21 protein-coding genes are annotated in these 18,152 nt (G+C 67.4%); 17 read left to right on the forward strand and 4 right to left on the reverse strand.

Translation table 11 applies throughout. The features are described 5' to 3' along the window. Positions 1-308 precede the first annotated feature (308 nt). The 7 genes from ABJD39_RS09410 (at position 309) to ABJD39_RS09440 (ending at position 5,810) form a co-directional block, all read left to right on the forward strand. The gene (locus ABJD39_RS09410) at positions 309-3,575 is read left to right on the forward strand and encodes a molybdopterin-dependent oxidoreductase (protein ID WP_348607557.1); all 3,267 of its coding nucleotides are present in this window, start codon (positions 309-311) and stop codon (positions 3,573-3,575) included. Positions 3,576-3,581: 6 nt separating this feature from the next. Continuing rightward, positions 3,582-4,274, forward strand: a complete 693-nt coding sequence (locus tag ABJD39_RS09415) for a 4Fe-4S dicluster domain-containing protein (protein WP_348607560.1) — start codon at positions 3,582-3,584, stop codon at positions 4,272-4,274. Positions 4,275-4,411: 137 nt separating this feature from the next. After that, positions 4,412-4,678 carry a hypothetical protein gene (locus ABJD39_RS09420; protein ID WP_348607563.1) on the forward strand — a complete coding sequence of 89 codons (267 nt, stop codon included), beginning with the start codon at positions 4,412-4,414 and terminating at the stop codon, positions 4,676-4,678. Positions 4,679-4,752: 74 nt separating this feature from the next. Beyond that, positions 4,753-4,890 (forward strand): hypothetical protein, encoded by a 138-nt coding sequence (locus tag ABJD39_RS09425; RefSeq protein WP_201289466.1) that lies wholly within the window; start codon positions 4,753-4,755, stop codon positions 4,888-4,890. Further along, positions 4,890-5,237: a hypothetical protein gene (locus tag ABJD39_RS09430; RefSeq protein WP_348607566.1), complete on the forward strand. Its 348-nt coding sequence runs from the start codon at positions 4,890-4,892 to the stop codon at positions 5,235-5,237. Before ABJD39_RS09425 ends, ABJD39_RS09430 begins: the two co-directional genes overlap by 1 nt. Before the next feature lie 139 nt (positions 5,238-5,376). Continuing rightward, a complete protein-coding gene (locus ABJD39_RS09435; protein ID WP_348607569.1) occupies positions 5,377-5,544 on the forward strand; it encodes a hypothetical protein in 168 nt (55 codons plus the stop codon). Positions 5,545-5,651: 107 nt separating this feature from the next. Next, positions 5,652-5,810, forward strand: coding sequence for a hypothetical protein (locus ABJD39_RS09440; protein WP_348607572.1), 159 nt, complete (start codon positions 5,652-5,654; stop codon positions 5,808-5,810). Positions 5,811-5,868: 58 nt separating this feature from the next. Here the strand turns inward: ABJD39_RS09440 and ABJD39_RS09445 are convergent, their stop codons facing one another. Then, the gene (locus ABJD39_RS09445; protein ID WP_348607575.1) at positions 5,869-7,062 is read right to left on the reverse strand and encodes a DUF7405 family protein; all 1,194 of its coding nucleotides are present in this window, start codon (positions 7,060-7,062) and stop codon (positions 5,869-5,871) included. 123 nt (positions 7,063-7,185) lie between these two features. Between ABJD39_RS09445 and ABJD39_RS09450 the strand changes: the two genes are divergently transcribed. Genes ABJD39_RS09450 through ABJD39_RS09460 form a run of 3 tightly spaced genes read left to right on the forward strand, consistent with a single transcriptional unit; the run spans position 7,186 to position 7,997 of the window. Further along, positions 7,186-7,389 carry a hypothetical protein gene (locus ABJD39_RS09450; protein ID WP_348607578.1) on the forward strand — a complete coding sequence of 68 codons (204 nt, stop codon included), beginning with the start codon at positions 7,186-7,188 and terminating at the stop codon, positions 7,387-7,389. Next, complete coding sequence (locus ABJD39_RS09455) at positions 7,382-7,702, forward strand: hypothetical protein (RefSeq protein WP_348607580.1); 321 nt, start codon at positions 7,382-7,384, stop codon at positions 7,700-7,702. Before ABJD39_RS09450 ends, ABJD39_RS09455 begins: the two co-directional genes overlap by 8 nt. Further along, positions 7,695-7,997, forward strand: coding sequence for a hypothetical protein (locus tag ABJD39_RS09460; RefSeq protein WP_348607582.1), 303 nt, complete (start codon positions 7,695-7,697; stop codon positions 7,995-7,997). Before ABJD39_RS09455 ends, ABJD39_RS09460 begins: the two co-directional genes overlap by 8 nt. 50 nt (positions 7,998-8,047) lie before the next feature. Here the strand turns inward: ABJD39_RS09460 and ABJD39_RS09465 are convergent, their stop codons facing one another. Further along, a complete protein-coding gene (locus tag ABJD39_RS09465) occupies positions 8,048-8,680 on the reverse strand; it encodes a TorD/DmsD family molecular chaperone (RefSeq protein ID WP_348607585.1) in 633 nt (210 codons plus the stop codon). 36 nt (positions 8,681-8,716) lie between these two features. After that, a complete protein-coding gene (locus ABJD39_RS09470) occupies positions 8,717-10,867 on the reverse strand; it encodes a hydrogenase iron-sulfur subunit (protein ID WP_348607588.1) in 2,151 nt (716 codons plus the stop codon). 195 nt (positions 10,868-11,062) lie between these two features. On the opposite strand from ABJD39_RS09470, the gene ABJD39_RS09475 reads away from it, so the two are divergent. The 5 genes from ABJD39_RS09475 to ABJD39_RS09495 all read left to right on the forward strand — a co-directional run bounded on the left by ABJD39_RS09475 (position 11,063) and on the right by ABJD39_RS09495 (position 17,113). Then, positions 11,063-14,332 carry a molybdopterin-dependent oxidoreductase gene (locus ABJD39_RS09475; protein WP_348607590.1) on the forward strand — a complete coding sequence of 1,090 codons (3,270 nt, stop codon included), beginning with the start codon at positions 11,063-11,065 and terminating at the stop codon, positions 14,330-14,332. 6 nt (positions 14,333-14,338) lie between these two features. Next, complete coding sequence (locus tag ABJD39_RS09480; RefSeq protein WP_348607593.1) at positions 14,339-15,031, forward strand: 4Fe-4S dicluster domain-containing protein; 693 nt, start codon at positions 14,339-14,341, stop codon at positions 15,029-15,031. Then, positions 15,028-15,474, forward strand: coding sequence for a hypothetical protein (locus tag ABJD39_RS09485; protein WP_348607596.1), 447 nt, complete (start codon positions 15,028-15,030; stop codon positions 15,472-15,474). The genes ABJD39_RS09480 and ABJD39_RS09485 overlap by 4 nt, the downstream gene beginning before the upstream one ends. Continuing rightward, positions 15,471-16,478 (forward strand): cytochrome b/b6 domain-containing protein, encoded by a 1,008-nt coding sequence (locus tag ABJD39_RS09490; RefSeq protein WP_348607598.1) that lies wholly within the window; start codon positions 15,471-15,473, stop codon positions 16,476-16,478. Before ABJD39_RS09485 ends, ABJD39_RS09490 begins: the two co-directional genes overlap by 4 nt. Before the next feature lie 209 nt (positions 16,479-16,687). Further along, complete coding sequence (locus ABJD39_RS09495) at positions 16,688-17,113, forward strand: hypothetical protein (RefSeq protein ID WP_348607601.1); 426 nt, start codon at positions 16,688-16,690, stop codon at positions 17,111-17,113. Positions 17,114-17,153: 40 nt separating this feature from the next. On the opposite strand, the gene ABJD39_RS09500 is transcribed toward ABJD39_RS09495, so the two are convergent. Then, positions 17,154-17,558: a hypothetical protein gene (locus tag ABJD39_RS09500; protein WP_222913295.1), complete on the reverse strand. Its 405-nt coding sequence runs from the start codon at positions 17,556-17,558 to the stop codon at positions 17,154-17,156. Between the two features lie 137 nt (positions 17,559-17,695). Here ABJD39_RS09500 and ABJD39_RS09505 point away from each other — a divergent pair, with 137 nt between their 5' ends. Further along, positions 17,696-17,881: a hypothetical protein gene (locus ABJD39_RS09505; RefSeq protein ID WP_348607604.1), complete on the forward strand. Its 186-nt coding sequence runs from the start codon at positions 17,696-17,698 to the stop codon at positions 17,879-17,881. Between the two features lie 37 nt (positions 17,882-17,918). Continuing rightward, positions 17,919-18,077 (forward strand): hypothetical protein, encoded by a 159-nt coding sequence (locus ABJD39_RS09510; RefSeq protein ID WP_348607607.1) that lies wholly within the window; start codon positions 17,919-17,921, stop codon positions 18,075-18,077. Positions 18,078-18,152 lie beyond the last annotated feature (75 nt).

An 18,152-nucleotide genomic window follows, 5' to 3' on the forward strand; every position in this document is an offset into this window, starting at 1 on the left:
CTCTCGACCCCGTCTCCCGAAACCGACCGGTAGCTTCCGCGTGCGGATACCGGCTTCCGCGACCCGCCGGCAGCGACTGACGGCCGCAGTTCGCGGACGGTTCTCCGCGTCCCCTTCGTCTGCACCCCTTTCCCGTCGGCCGATCTGCAGTCCGTTCTCTATCCGACTACGTTCACTCCGGTTCCACTTAGTGACGAACTAATTTTCACATATAATTATAACGAAGATTAAAGCGTGTTCGCCGTGTCACTAGCTCACACGGTCGGTTGCTGGCGTGGTTCGGAACAACGATACCACACTGATCCACTATGAGCACGGAACCAGTCTCCCTAGACCTCGACAGACGATCGTTCATGAAGGCAAGTGCACTGGCGGGTGCAGTGGCCCTGGGCGGCGGCGGTGCGGGACGGGCGCTCGCGCAGAGCGAGGACGAGACCGACGGGACGGACACCGACTACACGGAGCTGTCGAAGACGATCTGCAACTTCTGTGCGGTCGGCTGCGGCTTCCGCGGCGAGCGCGACGGCAACGCGTTCGTCGGCCAGGAGCCGTGGTTCGAGCACCCGGTCAACAACGGGGCGCTCTGCTCGAAGGGGGCGGCGATCTACGAGAGCGAACACTCCGAGAAGCGGCTGAAGTCGCCGATGCGGAGGGTCGACGGCGGCTGGGAGACGATCTCGTGGGACAACGCCTACGAGCGCGTGTCGCGCGAACTGCAGCGGATCTACGACGAACACGGCGCCGACAGCACGATGTGGCTCGGGAGCGCCCACTTCGCCAACGAGGAGGCGTACGCGTTCCGGAAGCTCGCGTCGCTGTGGGGCACGAACAACGTCGACCACCAGGCGCGGATCTGCCACTCGACGACGGTCGCCGGCCTCGCGAACACGTGGGGCTACGGGGCGATGACCAACACGATCAACGATTATCGGAACTTCGACATGGACCTGATAATCGGGCAGAACCCCGCCGAGGCCCACCCGATCGCGATGCAGCACATCCTCGAGGGGCAAAAGCGCGGCGGGAAGATCGTCGTCGTCGATCCGCGGTTCACCAAGACCGCCGCCCACGCCGACCACTTCTACCGCCTGCGCCCGGGAACGGACGTCGCCCTGATGATGGGGCTGATGAAGTACCTCCGTGAGCAGGGGGAACTCGACGACGAGATGCTGAACGAGCGGGTCCAGGGATGGCCGGACGTCGAGAACGACCTCGACGACTACGACCTCGAGACGGTCTCCGACATCACGTGGCTCTCGGTCGATGAGCTCGAGGAGCTCGGCGACCTGATCATCGAGAACAAGCCGAGGATGCAGATCGAGTGGGCGATGGGCGGGACCCAGCACAACAACGGGACCCAGAACATCCGCTCGTACGCGCTGACCTCGCTCGCCTCGGGCTCCGCCGCCCGGTCGGGCGGCGGCTTACAGGTCATGCGCGGGCACGCGAACGTCCAGGGGGCGACGGACCTCGCGGTCGCCAGCCACATCCTGCCGGGCTACTACGCGGTCGACGCGCCGGGGTCGTGGCGGTACTGGACGGACGTGTGGAGCGAGAGCCCGTTCACGTCGGGGACGATCGAGTTCGACGATCTGAGCGACCGGTTCGGCCTCATGCCGGAGGACCTCTTCGAGGAGTCGGGGTCGTACGTGGACTACAGCGAGGGTTCGGACGCGGCCCAAGCCGAACAGCCCAGCCCGCGGTCGATGATGTTCTCGGTCGGACTGACCGTCGCCCGCTGGTTCGAGGCGGCCCTCCCGAAGGAGGAGCGGCTGAACGAGACGCCGGTCTTTCAGCCGAGCCAGCTGAAGGCGGCGATCATCTGGGGGCACTCGGTGAACTCCATCTCCGAGATGGAAAAGCAGAAGAAGGCGATGGAGAACCTCGACCTCGTCGTCGTCGTCGACCTGTTCCCCTCGGTCGCCTCGGTGCTCCCCGACCTGGACGACACCGAACTGGTCCTGCTGCCGGCGTCGAGCCAGTACGAGCACCACCGCTCGGTGACGAACTCCCACCGGTCGGTGCAGTGGTCGGAGCCGGTTCGGACGCCGAGCCACAACTCGAGGCCCGACCTGCAGATCATACAGGAGCTCGCCGACAGGCTCGGCATGGGCGAGCACTTCGACTGGGGCAACGGCGTCGAGCTGTACAACGGGGAGTCGACGTACAAGCAGTGTCTTCGGGAGATCAACCTCGGCGTCCGGACGATCGGCTACTGTCAGGACCCCGACCGCCTCCAGCAGCACCTCGAATACGACGATCAGTTCTCCACCGAGGACCTGCAGGCGGACGCGCCCGGCTCGCCCGTCGACGGCGACTACTGGATGCTCCCGTGGCCGTGCTGGGGCGAGGGACACCCGGGCACGCCGATCATCTGGACCGACGACAAGGACCCCAGAAACGGCGGGCACGACTTCCGCGCCCGCTGGGGCATCGAGGCTCCCGGCCCGGACGACTGGCAGGAGATGGACACGGACAAGCCGTACCCCCTTCAGGCGACGTACGATCAGGGGGGCGAGGAGGCGCTCGACATGCTCCGGGCACCCTTCCGCGCCGACTGGTGGGACGGCGGCCAGATCCACGGCGTCCCGCAGTACCCCGGCTTCACGACGACGCTGCCCGACGACCTGACGAACCCGGACGCGCTCACGATCCCGTACGAGTACGCGCTCCGCGAGGACACGTCCGTGTACGACACGGCGGTCGCGATGAACGAGAAATACGACTGGGCCGACTACGACGAGGAGTTCTACAGGCAGTACGACTACAAGCAGCCCGACGTACCGACCGGGCGCGGCCGGGCGCGGGCGGTCACGTGGAACTTCATGGACACGACGCCGGTCCACCGCGAGCCCATCGAGAGCCCGCGACCGGACCTGGTCGAGCAGTGGCCCGCCAACGGCCAGCAGGTGAACTTCTATCGGCTGAACCAGAACAACGCGCGGACCCAGGAGAAGGCGATGCAGAAGCTCCTCGACAACGGCCTCAACGAGGACGGGGACAAACGCTGGACGATCATGACGACCGGTCGCCAGGTCGAACACCAGGGCGGCGGGTCCGAGACGCGCTCGAACATCTACACCGCCGACCTCCAGCCGCACATGTACGCCGAGATCACTCCGTCGATGGCCGAGGAACTCGACGTCGACGGCGGCGACATGCTCGTCGTCTCGACGACCGACCGCGGGTCGATCATGGTGCGGGCCCGCGTCACCCACCGGCCCAACGAGGGGGAGACGTTCCTCCCGTTCCACTGGGGCGGTATCCTCCGCGGCCGGTCGCTCGAGGAGAAGTACCCCGAGGGGACGGTGCCGTACGCGATCGGCGAGTCGGTGAACGTCATCACCTCACGCGGGTACGACGTGGAGACGCAGATGCAGGAGACGAAGGCCGCGATGGTCCGCGTCCAGAAGGCGACTCCCTCGGTGGTTGAGGAGCTGTCGATGAAGCCCATCGACGAGGGCGGCCTCGCCGACGAGCCGATCGACCTGGACAGCTACGAGTTCCCGCAGGACCGCGACGACATCGGCCGGCAGAAGGACTACGACGTCCGCGACAACAGCACGGTTCAGTGATTCCCGATGGCAACTAACGAAACCAGCAAGCAGGTGATGAGTCAGGGGGTGATGAGCACCGGCGATGGCACTCGGATCTTCCCGGACGTGGAAGCCTGCATCGACTGCGGGGGCTGTGTCGTCGCGTGCAAACGCACGTGGGACGTGCCCAGGGACGAACAGCGCATCAGCATCTCGACGATGCTGGAGGGACAGCCCGCCGAGCCGATGGAGCGGTACAACACCAACAGTGGCGGAGCACTCGGTCAGGAGGGCGCCTCGCCGGGCGAGACGGCGATCCCGATGCAGTGTTACCACTGTGAGGAAGCGCCGTGCGTCTCGGTGTGCCCGACGGACTCGTTGATCAAGAAGGACGACGGGTTCGTCGACGTGCGGGACAACCTGTGTGTGGGGTGTCAGTACTGTCTGTCGGCGTGCCCGTTCGGGGCGCCGCAGTTCCCGGAATCCGACGAGGGGGCCGCGCAACTGTTCGGCAGCGGCGGGACGATGGACAAGTGTACGATGTGCGAGGAGCGCCAGGACGTGGGCAAGGGACCCGCCTGCGCTGAGGAGTGCGCGACCGATGCGCTGCTGGTGGGCGACGCCGAGGAGATCTCGAACGAGCTGGACCGGCGGGGCTCCGACTCGTTCTTCAACGGCGTGGCCATGGAGATCATCTTCGGCGAGGACGCCGACGAGTTCGAGGGGAGCAACGCGTGAGCCGCCGGGCCGCCGGCGGCGACGAGTGCTCGCCTCCGTGAGCCGGCGCCTCGACGAGCACCCACCCCGACAACCGCCCGATCTGGCGGCGCCGACTGGGGGTACACTTTTACGCTCCCACACGAATATCGCGCGACATGGGACTTCGAACCGCCGTCTCGCAAAGCTGGATGCTGACCGCGCTGGCCACTGGGATCGGGCTGTGGTGCGCGTACATCGCCGTCCAGACGTTCGCCACGATCGAGAACCTCTGGGGGTTCTCCGGATCGTACGTCGGGACGAACGCGGTCGGCGGGCTCGCCGGCGTCGCGGTGCTCGCGGGTATCGTCGCGCTGCTGTTCATCTACCTCGGCGAGCTCGGCGAGTCCGACCCCACGCCGCGGGCGTGGCCGCCCGAGGAGTAAGCCGCAGCGCGACCGTCGCCGGCGTCGATCGATCGAGGGACAAGGCTAACACGCCGGATTCCGTTCGTCCGTTCATGCAGTACGAGTGCGTCGATTGCGGCACGATGACGCGCGTCGGCTCCCCCGAGGAGGAAGTCCGCCGGGAGTGTCCGGTGTGTGAAACGGTAACTCTGTGGGAACCGGCGTTCGAAGGACAGGGGGTGTCGTTCTGATGGCCATCTCCTTCGAGCCGAGCGACCGGCTCGTCGAGGCCGCAAACGAGTGGGCCGAGCAGCGCATGATGGAGGACGAACGGGCGCTGGAGGTGAAGGTCGAACAGGCGTTGTTGGAGATCGAACACCTCGTCTCCGGCGGCACGGAGGTCACCTTCGAGGTCGAGGACGGGGGCGAGCGTGTCCGGTTCTCGCCGAGCGACGACCTCGAAACGTTCCTCGAGCGACAGGCCGAGGAGTCCGGGCTGTCGGCCGAGCGCCTGCTGCGGCTGCATGTCGACCTGTTCGCGAACGTGTTCCTCGAGGAGGACGCCGAGCGACCGCCGAACGCGCCGCCGACGGAGTAGCGCACCCGCCGTCACACGCTCTTGTATCGGGTACCGAGCGCGTCGAACGCGCGGACAGTTTCGCCGGTTCCCGATCGTCGAGAACGACCCCGCCCCGGTTTTTTCACGGCTCCCCGTAGGCCCACGTGGGTGAAGACGGATGCCGGCTACCACGATTGCGACCGGAACGATCGCTCGACGGGACCAGATCGGGATCGAGACGAAAGCGCTCGTCGGCGCGCTCCTCGCCGCGGGGGTCGCCGGACACGTCGCGCTCGGCATCGCCGCGCTCACGTTCTTCTCGGGAGTGCTCCCGACGCTGCTGTGAGGCCGATCGGCGCGTGACCGGTCGAGGCCTTCGCGTGTCGACGCGTCGACGTGTCGGTGAGTCGCGGCGGGACAACAGCTAAGTTCTCGGATCCTGATCGCAGGTGCATGGCCACGGAGGACACCGGCTGGCGACCGAAGGGCGCACTGGAGGAGTACAAGGGACACAAGGTGTGGGAGTACGAGAGCGGCCCCCACGAGGAGAACCGTCGCGAGAGCGAGGGCGAGGTCGAGATCGACGACGCCGTCGCGGCTGACGACGAGTAGCCGCCGAGTAATCGGCGCCGTCGGACCGTCGCGGCGCTCGCGCGTTACTTCCCGCCGATCAGGTGATCGTGAGGGGGAACGCTCGCTTCTCTCGCGGCGGAACGACGAAGTTGGCCCGTGACTGGGTGCTGATGAAATCGAGGATGCCGTTGTTCTCTCGGTCGGTGATGTCCGGATGGTCGTCACGGAGGTACCAGCCGTTCATCGACTTTCGCGTCCGCCGGAAGTGCGCGAGTTTGCGCTGGTAGCTGAGGAAGTGGACGCCGGTCCGGCCGTGGTCGACGGTGTTGAAGTCCCGACGGAGGATGAGCGGCTCGCCGTCCCGCCGGACGCGCGCGACCTTCTCGTGGTGGCCGACGCTGCCGTGGTCGCGGCCGTGCTCGCGCACCGCGTCGGCGAACGGCACGTCCGTCCCGAGATCCGCCACGTCCTCGACGGTGAACTCGGGCGAGAACATCTTCTCGACCCGGCTCCCCTCGTCGAAGGAGAACCACTTCGGGAGGTCGAAGGTGATGTGCGAGAGGTGGGCGGTGGTGCCGCCGGCCAGCGGACCGTCCTCGATGGCGACACGGTCCTCGCTGGCCTGCGATCCCTCGCGTCCGGAGAAGAACCCCGAGAACATCGGCGCGTCCGCCTCCAGCCCCTCCACGTCGACGTGCTCCGCGGGCAGCCCCTCGCCGAGGAAACCCGTTCGGTGGTCGCGGCGGCGAAACACGTCCTCCAACGTGTGCTCGATCGCTTCGCCGTTCAGTTCGTCGCGCGAGCCGAACAGCGCGCTCTCGGCGGTCGAGAGATGCGACTGCACGTCCGACTCCAGCACGAGCATCGCGTCGAAGCGCTGGAGCTCCTCGTCGTCGGTGCGGGTGAGCACCTCGGGGTGCTCGATGGGGACGCGTCCGAGCGCGTCGTTGTCGTCGAAGTACCTCGACCCCCACGCGAGGGTGTGAAACAGCCCGTCGGGCGCCCAGTCGTACGCCGCCTCCACGGTCCGGAGCGCGCGCTCGACGGTCTCGGCGGCCTCCTCGGAGGGGCCGCGCTTCAGGTCCAACAGGAGGATGCGTCGGTGGCGCGTCTGGAGCTCGTTGCCGTCGGCGTCGCGCCGGAGCACGTCGCGCTGCGCGAACTGTCTGCTCGGAACCGAGTGCGGATTCGCGTCGAGCGGGAGCCCGGGCGGCGCGCCGGTCGTGCAGCCGGCGGCGCCGATCCCGGCCGCGACCGCGAGCTTCCCCAGCATGCTCCGTCGGGACGGCATTCTATGACGTGTCACGGCTCACGCGGGCAAAAGCGTTCGGTCGCCGCGGACCCGGTGAGCTATCGCGACGCGACCCGCCCCGACACAAGCGCTATGAGTGCGCGGACCGAGTGATCCCGTATCATGGGCGGAACACACGCGAACCTCCCGCTCGCGCTCGGTCCCGCGTTCGTCGTGCTCGGTATCGGCGTGCTCGTCCTCGCGCTGGCGACGTACGACGCGTACCGATCGTACGACGCGGCGGACGCCGTCGACGGCGCGTCCGGGGAGGTCGCCGGCACGACGGGGGGCGTCGATGACGCGTCGGGGGGCGGCGTCGATGAGTAGTCCGACCGCGCCCGCCGAAGACGGCGCCCGTCCGGGGGAGGTCGCCGACGGCGCCGGCGACGACCGCGGTCGACTCGCCGGCGCGCTGTACTGGGTACGGATCGGCGCCTACACGCTCGCGTCGCTGCTCGCGCTCTCGTTGCTCATGGTGGGCACCGTGGCCGTCATCGCGGAGGTCAAAGGCACCTGGCACTGGGCGATCCACCTCGAATCGACGATCAGCTACATGGGTATCCTGATGGGTGGGCTGCTCGCGCTGTTGGTCCCCCTCCTCGTCGTCTCGCTGACCGCGCGAGTGGTGTACGATGTCTAACCGCCTCTCCCGGGCGTCTGATCGGCTCTCCGGCGCGTGGCTCGCGCGGGCGTTCGCGGCGCTGTCGGTGCTGGGACTCCTCGTGACGGTCGCGGGCGTCGCGGCGATGGCGATCGCCGCCGAATCGATCGGGCGGAAGACGTGGGGCGCGTACTTCGCGATGGAGCAGGCGATGGCGATCGGCACCCCCGTCGCCGTCGTCTTCGCGGGGCTGTCGGTACTGGGCGGGTTCGCGGTCGTATACACGACGGACACGTCGACCGCGGGATCGACGAGGCGCTCGTCGGACGACTGAGCCGGCGGAGCGAAACACCGAAGATCGAAAGTCGGCCGTCTCGACCGCCCCTACACCATCTGCGCGACGATCTCGTCCTCGAACTCGACGAGGCCCGCCAGGATCTCCGCGGCCGCCAGGAACAGAGGTTCGTCCGTCTCCTCGTGGATGTCGGCGACGGCGTCGTCGACCCACGTCATGAGGTGGTTGTCGAGGAACACGCGCTCGTAACCGAAGGTCTCGTCTCGCCCCTCGCGCTGTTTGGTGACGAGCCACCGCAGGAACGCCAACTCGACGGCGACGAAGTCGTTCTCCTCGGGGTACTCCTCGGGCGGCGTCCAGCCGGCGGCGCCGTAGCTGGCTTCCACCTCCGCGAGACCCTCGCCGATGAACTCCGTGCCGTCGCGGTAGTGCGTCTCGTGCAGCAGGACCGGCGGGCGCGGGCCGACGAACACCTCGGTGTACGCCCGGCGGAGCTCGGTGTGCAGCTCCTCGACGTCGTCGCCCTCGTGGGCGTCGACGAACGCCCGGACGTGCTCGAAGCCGGCGTCGAGGTGGTCGTTGACGCTGTCCTCCGGGGTACGCATGTCGCCCGAGAGGAGATGCGAGAGGAACTCCTCGGTCGGCGCGTCGTGGAACACCTCGATGCAGAAGTCGATCAGTTCGATCCGGGCGTCGTAGACGGCGAGTTCGTCGGTGCTCATGGTGTCTGTGTGGGTGGGGAGGTGGGCGGTTGGGTCTTATCGGTTGTCGAACAGCAGTTGCGCGCGACAGTCGCCGCAGTACTCGAAGACGCTGTGGTCGGAGTTGGGCGCGATCCCCTCGACGAGGTCGCCGACCTCCGACTGGATGTGCTCGGCGGAGGCCGCCGAGGTGAACGGGTCGCCGCAGCTGACGCATTCGAGCATCTCACCGTCGTGGACGGTCTCCCAGCGCGCATCATCGTCGGCGACGGCGCCCTCGCCGGCGGTCCGGTTCTCGGGCAGCCGCGAGAGGTCCAGCCCCTGCTCCATCGTGATCGCGGTCTCGGGACAGCCCTCCTCGCAGAGCTCGCAGTTGACGCAGTCCTCGTGGTTGAACTGGAGGTTCCCGTCGTCGGTCCGCCGGATGGCGTCGGTCGGGCACAGCGTCGAACAGGTCGGCGTGAGGTTGCAGGCGTCGTTGACGGACATCACACCGAAGTCCTTCAGCCCGCGGATCTCGTCGCGCTCGGGCTCGGCGAACTCGAGGATACGGCGGACCGACTCGAGCGTCCAGTCGTGGCTGTTGAACGCAGGGTTGGGCTTGTCCTCGCGGACGACGCCCGTCGAGCGGTGCTCGCCCTCGGGGACGGGCGTCGGGTCCAGCGTCAGCTCGGTAAACCGGCTGATCTCCTCGGCGAACGCGGCGGGTTCGCGCGGGTCGGGCGCGAAGAAGCCGACGCGCTCGCCCAGGCCGAGATCGCTCGTCGCGCGGTTGAGCCGGTCGACGAGTTCGGCCTTCGGGTCCGGACCGGAGTGGAGGCAGTCGCCTCCGCAGCCGACGATGGCGACGCCGGCGGCGCCGGCCGCGAGCGCGTGCATGACGTGCCCCTCGCCGACGGTGTCGGTGCAGTTCACTTCCACCGGAAGCACCGGCGGGTAGGTGATATCCTCGCCGGCGGCCGCGCGACGGCCGTACTCGTCGAGCGCCGCGGCGGCGCGCTCGTCGCAGGTGAACGCGATCACGGGCGTCTCGATGCCGTCGTCGCCGCCGGTGAACGGCCAGATGCCGCCCTCGTCGGTCTCGCGGCTGAGTAGCGCCTCGACCTCGCGGGCGATCCGCTCGTTCGACGGCTCCCGAAGCGACGTCGCGCCCGTCGGGCACGACGAGGTGCACGCGCCGCAGTTCTCGCAGGCGGTCAGGTCGAACTCCACCTCGTCGACCGCGGGGCGCTCGACGGCGCCGTGCGGGCAGGCGTCGACGCAGGCGGTACAGCCCTGCTGGCCGGACTCGCCCGCGGCACACACGTCCATCTCCAGATCGAGGTACTTCGGCTTCTCGACTCCGCCCAACAGCGACTCCACGGCGGCGATCGTTCCGGCGTCGACCGGGCCGGTGTAGTAGCCGATGCGGCCGGCCCGGGCGGTCGACGTGCCGGCGGGGTCGACGACTTGGTCGGCGTCGACGGTGTGCGTGACGCCCGACAGATCGATCGCGTCGGTGGGACAGCAGTCGGTCCACTCGCCCTCCGGAGCGTCCGGGTGGATGTCGACGGGGCGGCGCGTCACCATCCCGTCCGGGCCCTCCTTCACGCACTTCATACAGGAGATGCAGTCGTCGGTGACGCGCGCCTCCACCCGCACCTCGAACTCGCCGAATCGGCCCTCGACGGCGACGGGCCGGCCGCGCTCGACGGCAACGTCCGAGAGGTCGGCGTCCGTGTCCGCGTACTCCGCGCCGTCCGCGAGCAGGGTCACCTCGGCGGAATCGGAGAGCGCGGCCGCGGTCTCCGCGTCGCCGACGACGAGGACCTGCTCGCCCGCCTCCCGGGAGACGGTGCGCGTGGCGGCCTCGTACTCCAGGCCGGTTCGGCGTGCGTTGATCAGCCGCGCGGTCTTGTCGGTCGCGTCGTCGCGCTCGTGGACCCAGCCGGCCCGCTCGCGGTGGTCGACGTAGGCGGCCGCGTCCGGGTGAAGCCCGTTGCGCTCGACGAGGTCGTCGAACTTCGTCTTGCAGCCGTCGTCGCAGGCACCCACGATCAACTGGTCGAGGTCGTACTCGTCGATCAGTCCGTCGACGGCGGGAAGCGCGTCCCGGCACAACTGCTCCGAGGACGCGACCACGTCGACATCACGGACCCCGTCGCGGACCGACTCCAGATCCACGTCGCAGGTCCCCCCGCACGAACAGACGAATGCCCCGACGTTCATCGTCGGAGCCAACGGAGTGGCGCCTATATACCTTGCGCCGATAAACCGCAAGAAGGCCTTATCCCGGGTGATCTTTCCGGTAGTTTTAGGCACCCCAAAATAATTCAGTCACGCTCGTGGCGAAGATTAAAGGAGGTTGATTACATGCACTGTCACGATAGCGCACCAACCAGTGGTGGATGTCAACATAACACAATGAGCACGGAACCGGTCTCACTGGACCTAGACAGACGGTCGTTCATGAAGGCGAGCGCGCTGGCCGGCGCGGTCGCCCTCGGTGGCGGCGGCGCGGGACAAGCGCTGGCGCAGAGCGACGAGGAGGAAGAGGACGGAACGGACACAGATTATAACGAGCTGACGAAGACGATCTGCAATTACTGTTCGGTCGGCTGTGGCTTCCACGGCGAGAAGAAGGGCAACTCCTTCGTGGGAATGGAGCCGTGGGAGGACCACCCGGTCAACAACGGATCGCTCTGCTCGAAGGGCGCGGGCATCTACGAGACGGAGCACTCCGAGAAGCGACTGAAGTCGCCGATGCGGAAGGTCGACGGCGGCTGGGAGAAGCTCTCGTGGGACGAGGCGTACTCCACGGTCTCCGACGAGCTGACCCGGATCAAAGACGAGTACGGGGCCGACAGCACCATGTGGCTCGGAAGCGCGCACCACTCCAACGAGGAGTCGTACGCGTTCCGGAAGCTCGCGTCGCTGTGGGGCACGAACAACGTCGACCACCAGGCGCGGATCTGCCACTCGACGACGGTCGCCGGCCTCGCGAACACGTGGGGCTACGGGGCGATGACGAACTCGATCAACGATTATCGGAACTTCGATATGAACCTGATAATCGGGCAGAACCCCGCCGAGGCCCACCCGATCGCGATGCAGCACATCCTCGAGGGCCAGAAGCGTGGCGGGGATATCGTCGTCGTCGAGCCGCGGTTCACCAAGACCGCCGCCCACGCCGACTACTTCTACCGCCTGCGTCCCGGCACGGACGTGGCCCTCATGATGGGGGTCATCAAGCAGCTCCGCGACCGCGGGGAGCTGGACGACGAGATGCTCGAGGGGCGCGTGCAGGCGTGGCCGGACGTCGAGAACGACCTCGACGACTACGACCTCGAGACGGTCTCCGACATCACGTGGCTCTCGACCGACGAGATCGAGGAGCTGACGGACCTCATCGTCGAGAACAAGCCGAAGATGCAGATCGAGTGGGCGATGGGCGGGACCCAGCACAACAACGGGACCCAGAACATCCGCTCGTACGCGATGCTCTCGCTGGGCGCCGGCGCGGCGGCCCAGTCGGGCGGCGGTCTGCAGGTCATGCGCGGGCACGCGAACGTTCAAGGCGCGACGGACCTCGCGGTCGCGAGCCACATCCTGCCGGGCTACTACTCGGTCGGCTCGCCCGGATCGTGGCAGTACTGGTGTGACGTCTGGTCGCGCACGCCACAGACCTCGGGCACCATCGAGTTCGAGGAGCTGTACGACGAGTACGGCCAGATGCCGCCGGAGAAGTACGTCCGGCAGTCGGCCAACACCGAGAACGCCGACGACATCGACGAGTCGTTCCCGGCAGAGAACTCGATGATGTTCCAGAAGGGCCTGACGGTGGCCCGCTGGTTCGACGCCGCGCTCCCGCAGGAGGAGCGGCTCAACGAGACGCCGATCTACCAGCCCAACCAGCTGAAGGCGGCGATCGTGTGGGGCCACTCGCTCAACTCCATCTCCGAGATGGAGAAACAGCGGAAGGCGATCGAGAACCTCGACCTGCTGGTCGTGGTGGACGTGTTCCCGTCGGTGGCGTCGGTGCTGGCCGACGTGGACCAGTCCGACACGGAGGTCGTCCTGCTTGCGGCCTCCAGCCAGTACGAGCACTACCGCTCGCTGACGAACTCCCACCGCGCGACCCAGTGGTCCGAGCCGGTTCGCTCGCCGGGTCACAACTCCCGCCCCGACCTGCGTATCATGCAGGAACTGGCGGGTCACCTCGGCATGGGCGAGCACTTCGACTGGGGCTCGGGCCCGGCGCTGCACAACGGTAAGTCGACGTACGAGGCGGTCATCCGGGAGTTCAACCTCGGCATGCGGACGATCGGCTACTGTCAGGACCCCGAACGGCTCCAGCAGCATCTGGAGTACGACTACGCCTTCTCCACCGAGGACGCGAAGGCCGACGCGCCCGGCACGCCCGTCGACGGCGAGTACTGGATGCTCCCGTGGCCGTGCTGGGGCGAGGGACACCCGGGAACGCCGATCCTCTGGAACGACGACATGGACCCCCGCGACGGGGGACAGGACTTCCGCACCCGGTGGGGCGTGCAGGCGCCCACGCCCGAGGAGTGGGAGGAGATGTCGACGGACGAGCCGTACCCGATGCAGACGACGTACGACCAGCAGGGAGAGGAAGGACTCAGCCTGCTACGTGACTCCTACGAGCCCGAGTGGTGGGACGGAACGGTCGAGGGCGTCCCGCAGTACCCCGGCTTCGCGACGACGATGCCGGACGACCCCTCGAACGCTGACGCGCTGACGATCCCGTACGAGTACGCGCTCCGCGAGGACACGTCGGTCGCCGACACCGCCGAGGCGATGAACGGGAAGTACGACTGGGCCGACTACGACATGGACTTCTACGGCCAGTTCGACAACCCGCAGCCGGACGCGCCGACCGGGCGCGGCCGCGCTCGCGGTGTCGTCTGGAGCTTCCTCGACACGACGCCGGTCCACCGCGAGCCGATCGAGAGCCCGCGACCGGACCTGGTCGAACAGTGGCCGTCGAACGGCCAGCAGCGGAACTTCTACCGTCTCGACCAGAACAACTCGACGGTCCAGGAGGAATCCATGCAGCGGCTCACCGACGCCGGCGCGTTCGACGAACAGTCGGGCGACGCCGAGTGGACGATCCTCACGAGCGGCCGCCAGGTCGAACACCAGGGCGGCGGCTCCGAGACGCGCTCGAACAAGCACACCGCCGACCTCCAGCCGCACATGTACGTGGAGATCAACCCGGACATGGCCGAGCGGCTGGACATCGACGGCGGCGATCTCGTGGTCGCCTCGACGACCGACCGCGGGTCGATCCTGCTGAAGGCGCGCGTCACGCACCGCCCGAACGACAGCGAGACGTTCTTCCCGTTCCACTGGGGCGGGATGTTCAAGGGCGAGTCGCTGGAGGACCGCTATCCCGACGGCACCGTGCCGTACGCGATCGGCGAGTCGGTGAACGCGATCACCTCCCGCGGCTACGACGTGGAGACCCAGATGCAGGAGACGAAGGCGTCGATGGTCCGGATTCAGAAGGCGACGCCCTCGGTGGTCGAGGAGCTGTCGATGCGGCCCGTCGAGGAGGACGGCCTCTCGGAGAACGTCGTCGACATCGAGTCGTACGAGTTCCCGCAGGACCGCGACGGCTTCGGCCGGCAGAAGGACTACGACGTCCGCGACAGCAGCACGGTTCAGTGATTCCCAATGGCAACTAACGAAACCAGCAAACAGGTGATGAGTCAGGGGGTGATGAGCACCGGCGACGATGTTCGAATCTTCCCGGACGTCGAAGCCTGCATCGACTGCGGCGGGTGCGTCGTCGCGTGTAAACGCACGTGGGACGTGCCCAGAGACGAGCAGCGCATCAGCATCTCGACGATGCTGGAGGGACAGCCCGCCGAGCCGATGGAGCGGTACAACACCAACAGTGGCGGAGCACTCGGTCAGGAGGGCGCCTCGCCGGGCGAGACGGCGATCCCGATGCAGTGTTACCACTGTGAGGAAGCGCCGTGTGTCTCGGTGTGCCCGACGGACTCGTTGATCAAGAAAGACGATGGGTTCGTCGACGTGCGGGACAACCTCTGTGTGGGCTGCCAGTACTGCCTGTCGGCGTGTCCGTTCGGCGCGCCGCAGTTCCCCGGTTCGGACGAGGGCGCCGCGCAACTGTTCGGCAGCGGCGGGACGATGGACAAGTGCACGATGTGCGAGGAGCGCCAGGACGTGGGCAAGGGGCCCGCCTGCGCCGAGGAGTGCGCGACCGATGCGCTGCTCGTTGGTGACGCCGAGGAGATCTCGAACGAACTGGACCGGCGCGGCTCCGACTCGTTCTTCAACGGCGTGGCCATGGAGATCATCTTCGGCGAGGACGCCGACGAGTTCGAGGGGAGCAACGCATGAGCTATCGAGAGCACCTTCCGGAGACCAAGGGCTACCCGCGGACGGCGATCGCGATCAACGCGGTCGTCGCGCTCGCGGTAACAGCGCTGATCCTGTGGTGGGCTGCGGACTTCGCGGTGTTCCACGAGGAGCTGTTCCGTATCCAACCCGTCGCCGATGGTGCCAACGCCGGCGTCGGATCCGATTGGACCTCGGGTAATCAGGTCGCGTGGCTCGACTTCCTGATCGCGATCACGCACGCGGCCGACGTGATCATGGGCGTGTTCATCCTGTTCATGGTGTTCCTCCACTGGGGCGCGTTCCGCCGGCTCGCCGGCCGGATGCGCCAGCCTGGAGAGGACCGCGAGGCCGACAGCACGGTCGCCGCCGACGGCGGGCGCGTGGACGGCGCGGACGACGTGCCCGGCGACGATGCCGCAACCGACGGAGGTGAGCGCCGATGACGCAGCTCGATCACGGGAAGTTCAGCAAGATGACGACCACGTTCCACACGCTGTTGGCACTGGACGTGTTCGTGCTGTTCTTCTCGGGCTACAGCCTCATGTTCAACGACGAGCTGTGGTGGATGGTGAACCTCATGGGGGGCGCAACCGGCGTCTCCGCGGTTCACCGCATCGCGGGCGGCGGGCTGCTCGCGCTCATCGTCTTCTGGATGCTGATGATGGTGACGACCGGCACCGGCCGCGGCAACTTCGGGGAGATCCTCCCGTCGAAGGATGACTTCGACGCGTTCATCCAGGACGTACAGTTCCTCCTGGGGAACGCCGACGAGCGCCACCCGAACGCCCGCCAGTTCGCGGGCGGCACGGCCGACGAGATCCCGCTGCTCACCTACATCGGCAAGGGCGTCGTGTTCATCTTCGCGATCGAGCTGGCGCTGCTGACGATCTCGGGGATCCTCATCTGGTCGAAGACCGGCGTGATGGACCTCATGGCGACAAAGACCGCCGCCGCGGCGTTCGTCACGTTCCACGGCCTGCTGGGCGTCATCATGCTGATGGGGGTCATGTTCCACATCTTCGAGCACGGCTTCCACCCGGCGCTGTACCCGGTGGAGGTCAAGGCGTTCATTCCGAAGTCGATGATCCCCGAGGACCACGACGACAACACCGAGGGAACGGGCATCGAGCGGCTCGAACTCTCCCCGTCCTGGAACATGGCGTCGACGGTCGTCGGCGCGATGACGGTGATCGGTATCGTGTCGGTCCTACTCGGCAGCCTGTTCGACGAGGGGTACCCCGTCCCCCGTGAGCTCGCGATCGGCGGGGGGCCGGCCGACATCCTGCTGACCGTCGGCATCAACATGGGCGTGTTCGTGCTGCTGCTCGGGCTCGTCCTCCAGATGTACGGCAACCTGCTGCGCGTCCGCTGGCAGAAGCAGCTGGAGCAGGAGGACTCGGAGCCGACGGCCGCCACCGACGGCGGGCACGTCGAGTCCGAGGAGTAGAGCGAGACGCGAGCGGAGCGAGCGTCTCGGAGGGACGGCGGAGCGGTCCCGTGCCGCTCCGCCCACGAACACAGCGAGACGCGAGCGGAGCGAAATCCCGGAATGACTGCGGGGCGATTACGGGCGTGCCGTCGACCTGCGCCGCGCGGGACCGGATCGTCCGGTCCCCGCGGGAACGATTTTATCATCCCGTCGAGAACCGACCGAGCGTGCACGCCCTCCATCGTCGGTCCCCGTTCTCCGAGACGACGACCGCGCTCATCGCGGGCGTCGCCGCCGCCGTCGGCTACGCCCTGATCGTGCTCGGATACAGCGTCCTTCCGTCGTCGGGTGTCTCGATCTCGGGGACGCTGTGGCACGCGCTTGTGATACAGTCGACGTTCGCGCTCGGAACCGTCGGCGTCCCGATCGTTCTGTGGATTCGAGCGGACCTCCGGAGCCCGGTTGCGCTGCTCGCGGTGATCCTTCTGTTCTGGCACGTGTTGGTCGAGTTCCCGCCGTTCGGGAGCGGGCAGGGCGACTCGCCGGGGTTCCTCTTCGTGTTCGTGTTCGCGCCGTTCTACGTCCTCGCGTACGCGCTGCTCGCGGGCGGCGAGTACTGGCTCAGGATACGTGACGTGTCGATTCCGGACTGAGGGCCGATCGAACGCTCAACGCGGACGGCGGACGATCCGGTCAGGCCTCGACGCCGAGGCGCAGCGCCTCCTCGCTCAGATCGACCGTCACGTCGTTGCTCGTGTGGGTGTTGATCTGCTCGACGTTTCGCGTGAGCACCTCGAGGATGTCCTTCGGCTCGGGATACACGAGCATGTTGCCGTCGTCGTCCTCCATCACGAGCTGCGTGTCCGACAGCTGGATCTGGTTCCCCTCGATGCTGGCGACGACCGCCGGCAGCGCCTGGGCGGCGCCGCTGTCGCCCTCGGTCACCTTCGTGATGTAGATGCTGTCCAGTCCGATGAGGTCCTTGTACTCGCGGACGGTCTCGGCGCACTCGACCATGTCCTTCGACACCTCGGTCTTCGACGGGTTGCCGTGCTCGCCCGCGAGGCAGTGCTTACAGACGCGCAGTTCCATTCGCATACCCCGGCGTCGGCGGCCCGTCCGGATATATATTCGCCCCGCGGCACCGGCCCGGACGTCCCCGAAGGCGGGTCGTCGTCCCCGGAAGATCCCGTCTCGGTACGGACTTTTATTAGGCGGCGGAGTGACCCGCGATTATGGTTTCGACACTCCTGAATACGGTGTACAGCGTCGTGGTGCTCGTCGTGGCGCTCGCCGGGCTGGCGATCGTCTTGCGTATCGGCGGCACCGGCAGCGAGGGGTCGACGCGCATGGAGTTGACCGCGGTGGCGGTGGCGCTGTTCGTCATCGGGCTCGTCGCCAGCATCTTGGGGTACATCTGATCCCGCCGGCGGCAGCGACGCGACCGGGGGAATAGCGATGCTCCGGAACCCTCACGAGTGCGACCGCTGCGGGACGACGATCCGCCCCGGCGACGAGTACGCCGCCGTCGACGGGATCGCTCCCGACGGGGAGATCCGTACGTTGTTGTGCGTGTCGTGTGCGGGTGCCCTGTCGCGGTTCCTCGACGAGGAGTGATCGGACGACCCGGCGGAATCGCCGGACGGACCCGGTTCGCCCGACGGAAGCCTTTACTCGCGCCCGCCGAACCCG

Origin of the sequence: Halobaculum rarum (genome assembly GCF_040025155.1) — an archaeon.
In the GTDB taxonomy this organism is placed as follows: domain Archaea; phylum Halobacteriota; class Halobacteria; order Halobacteriales; family Haloferacaceae; genus Halobaculum; species Halobaculum rarum.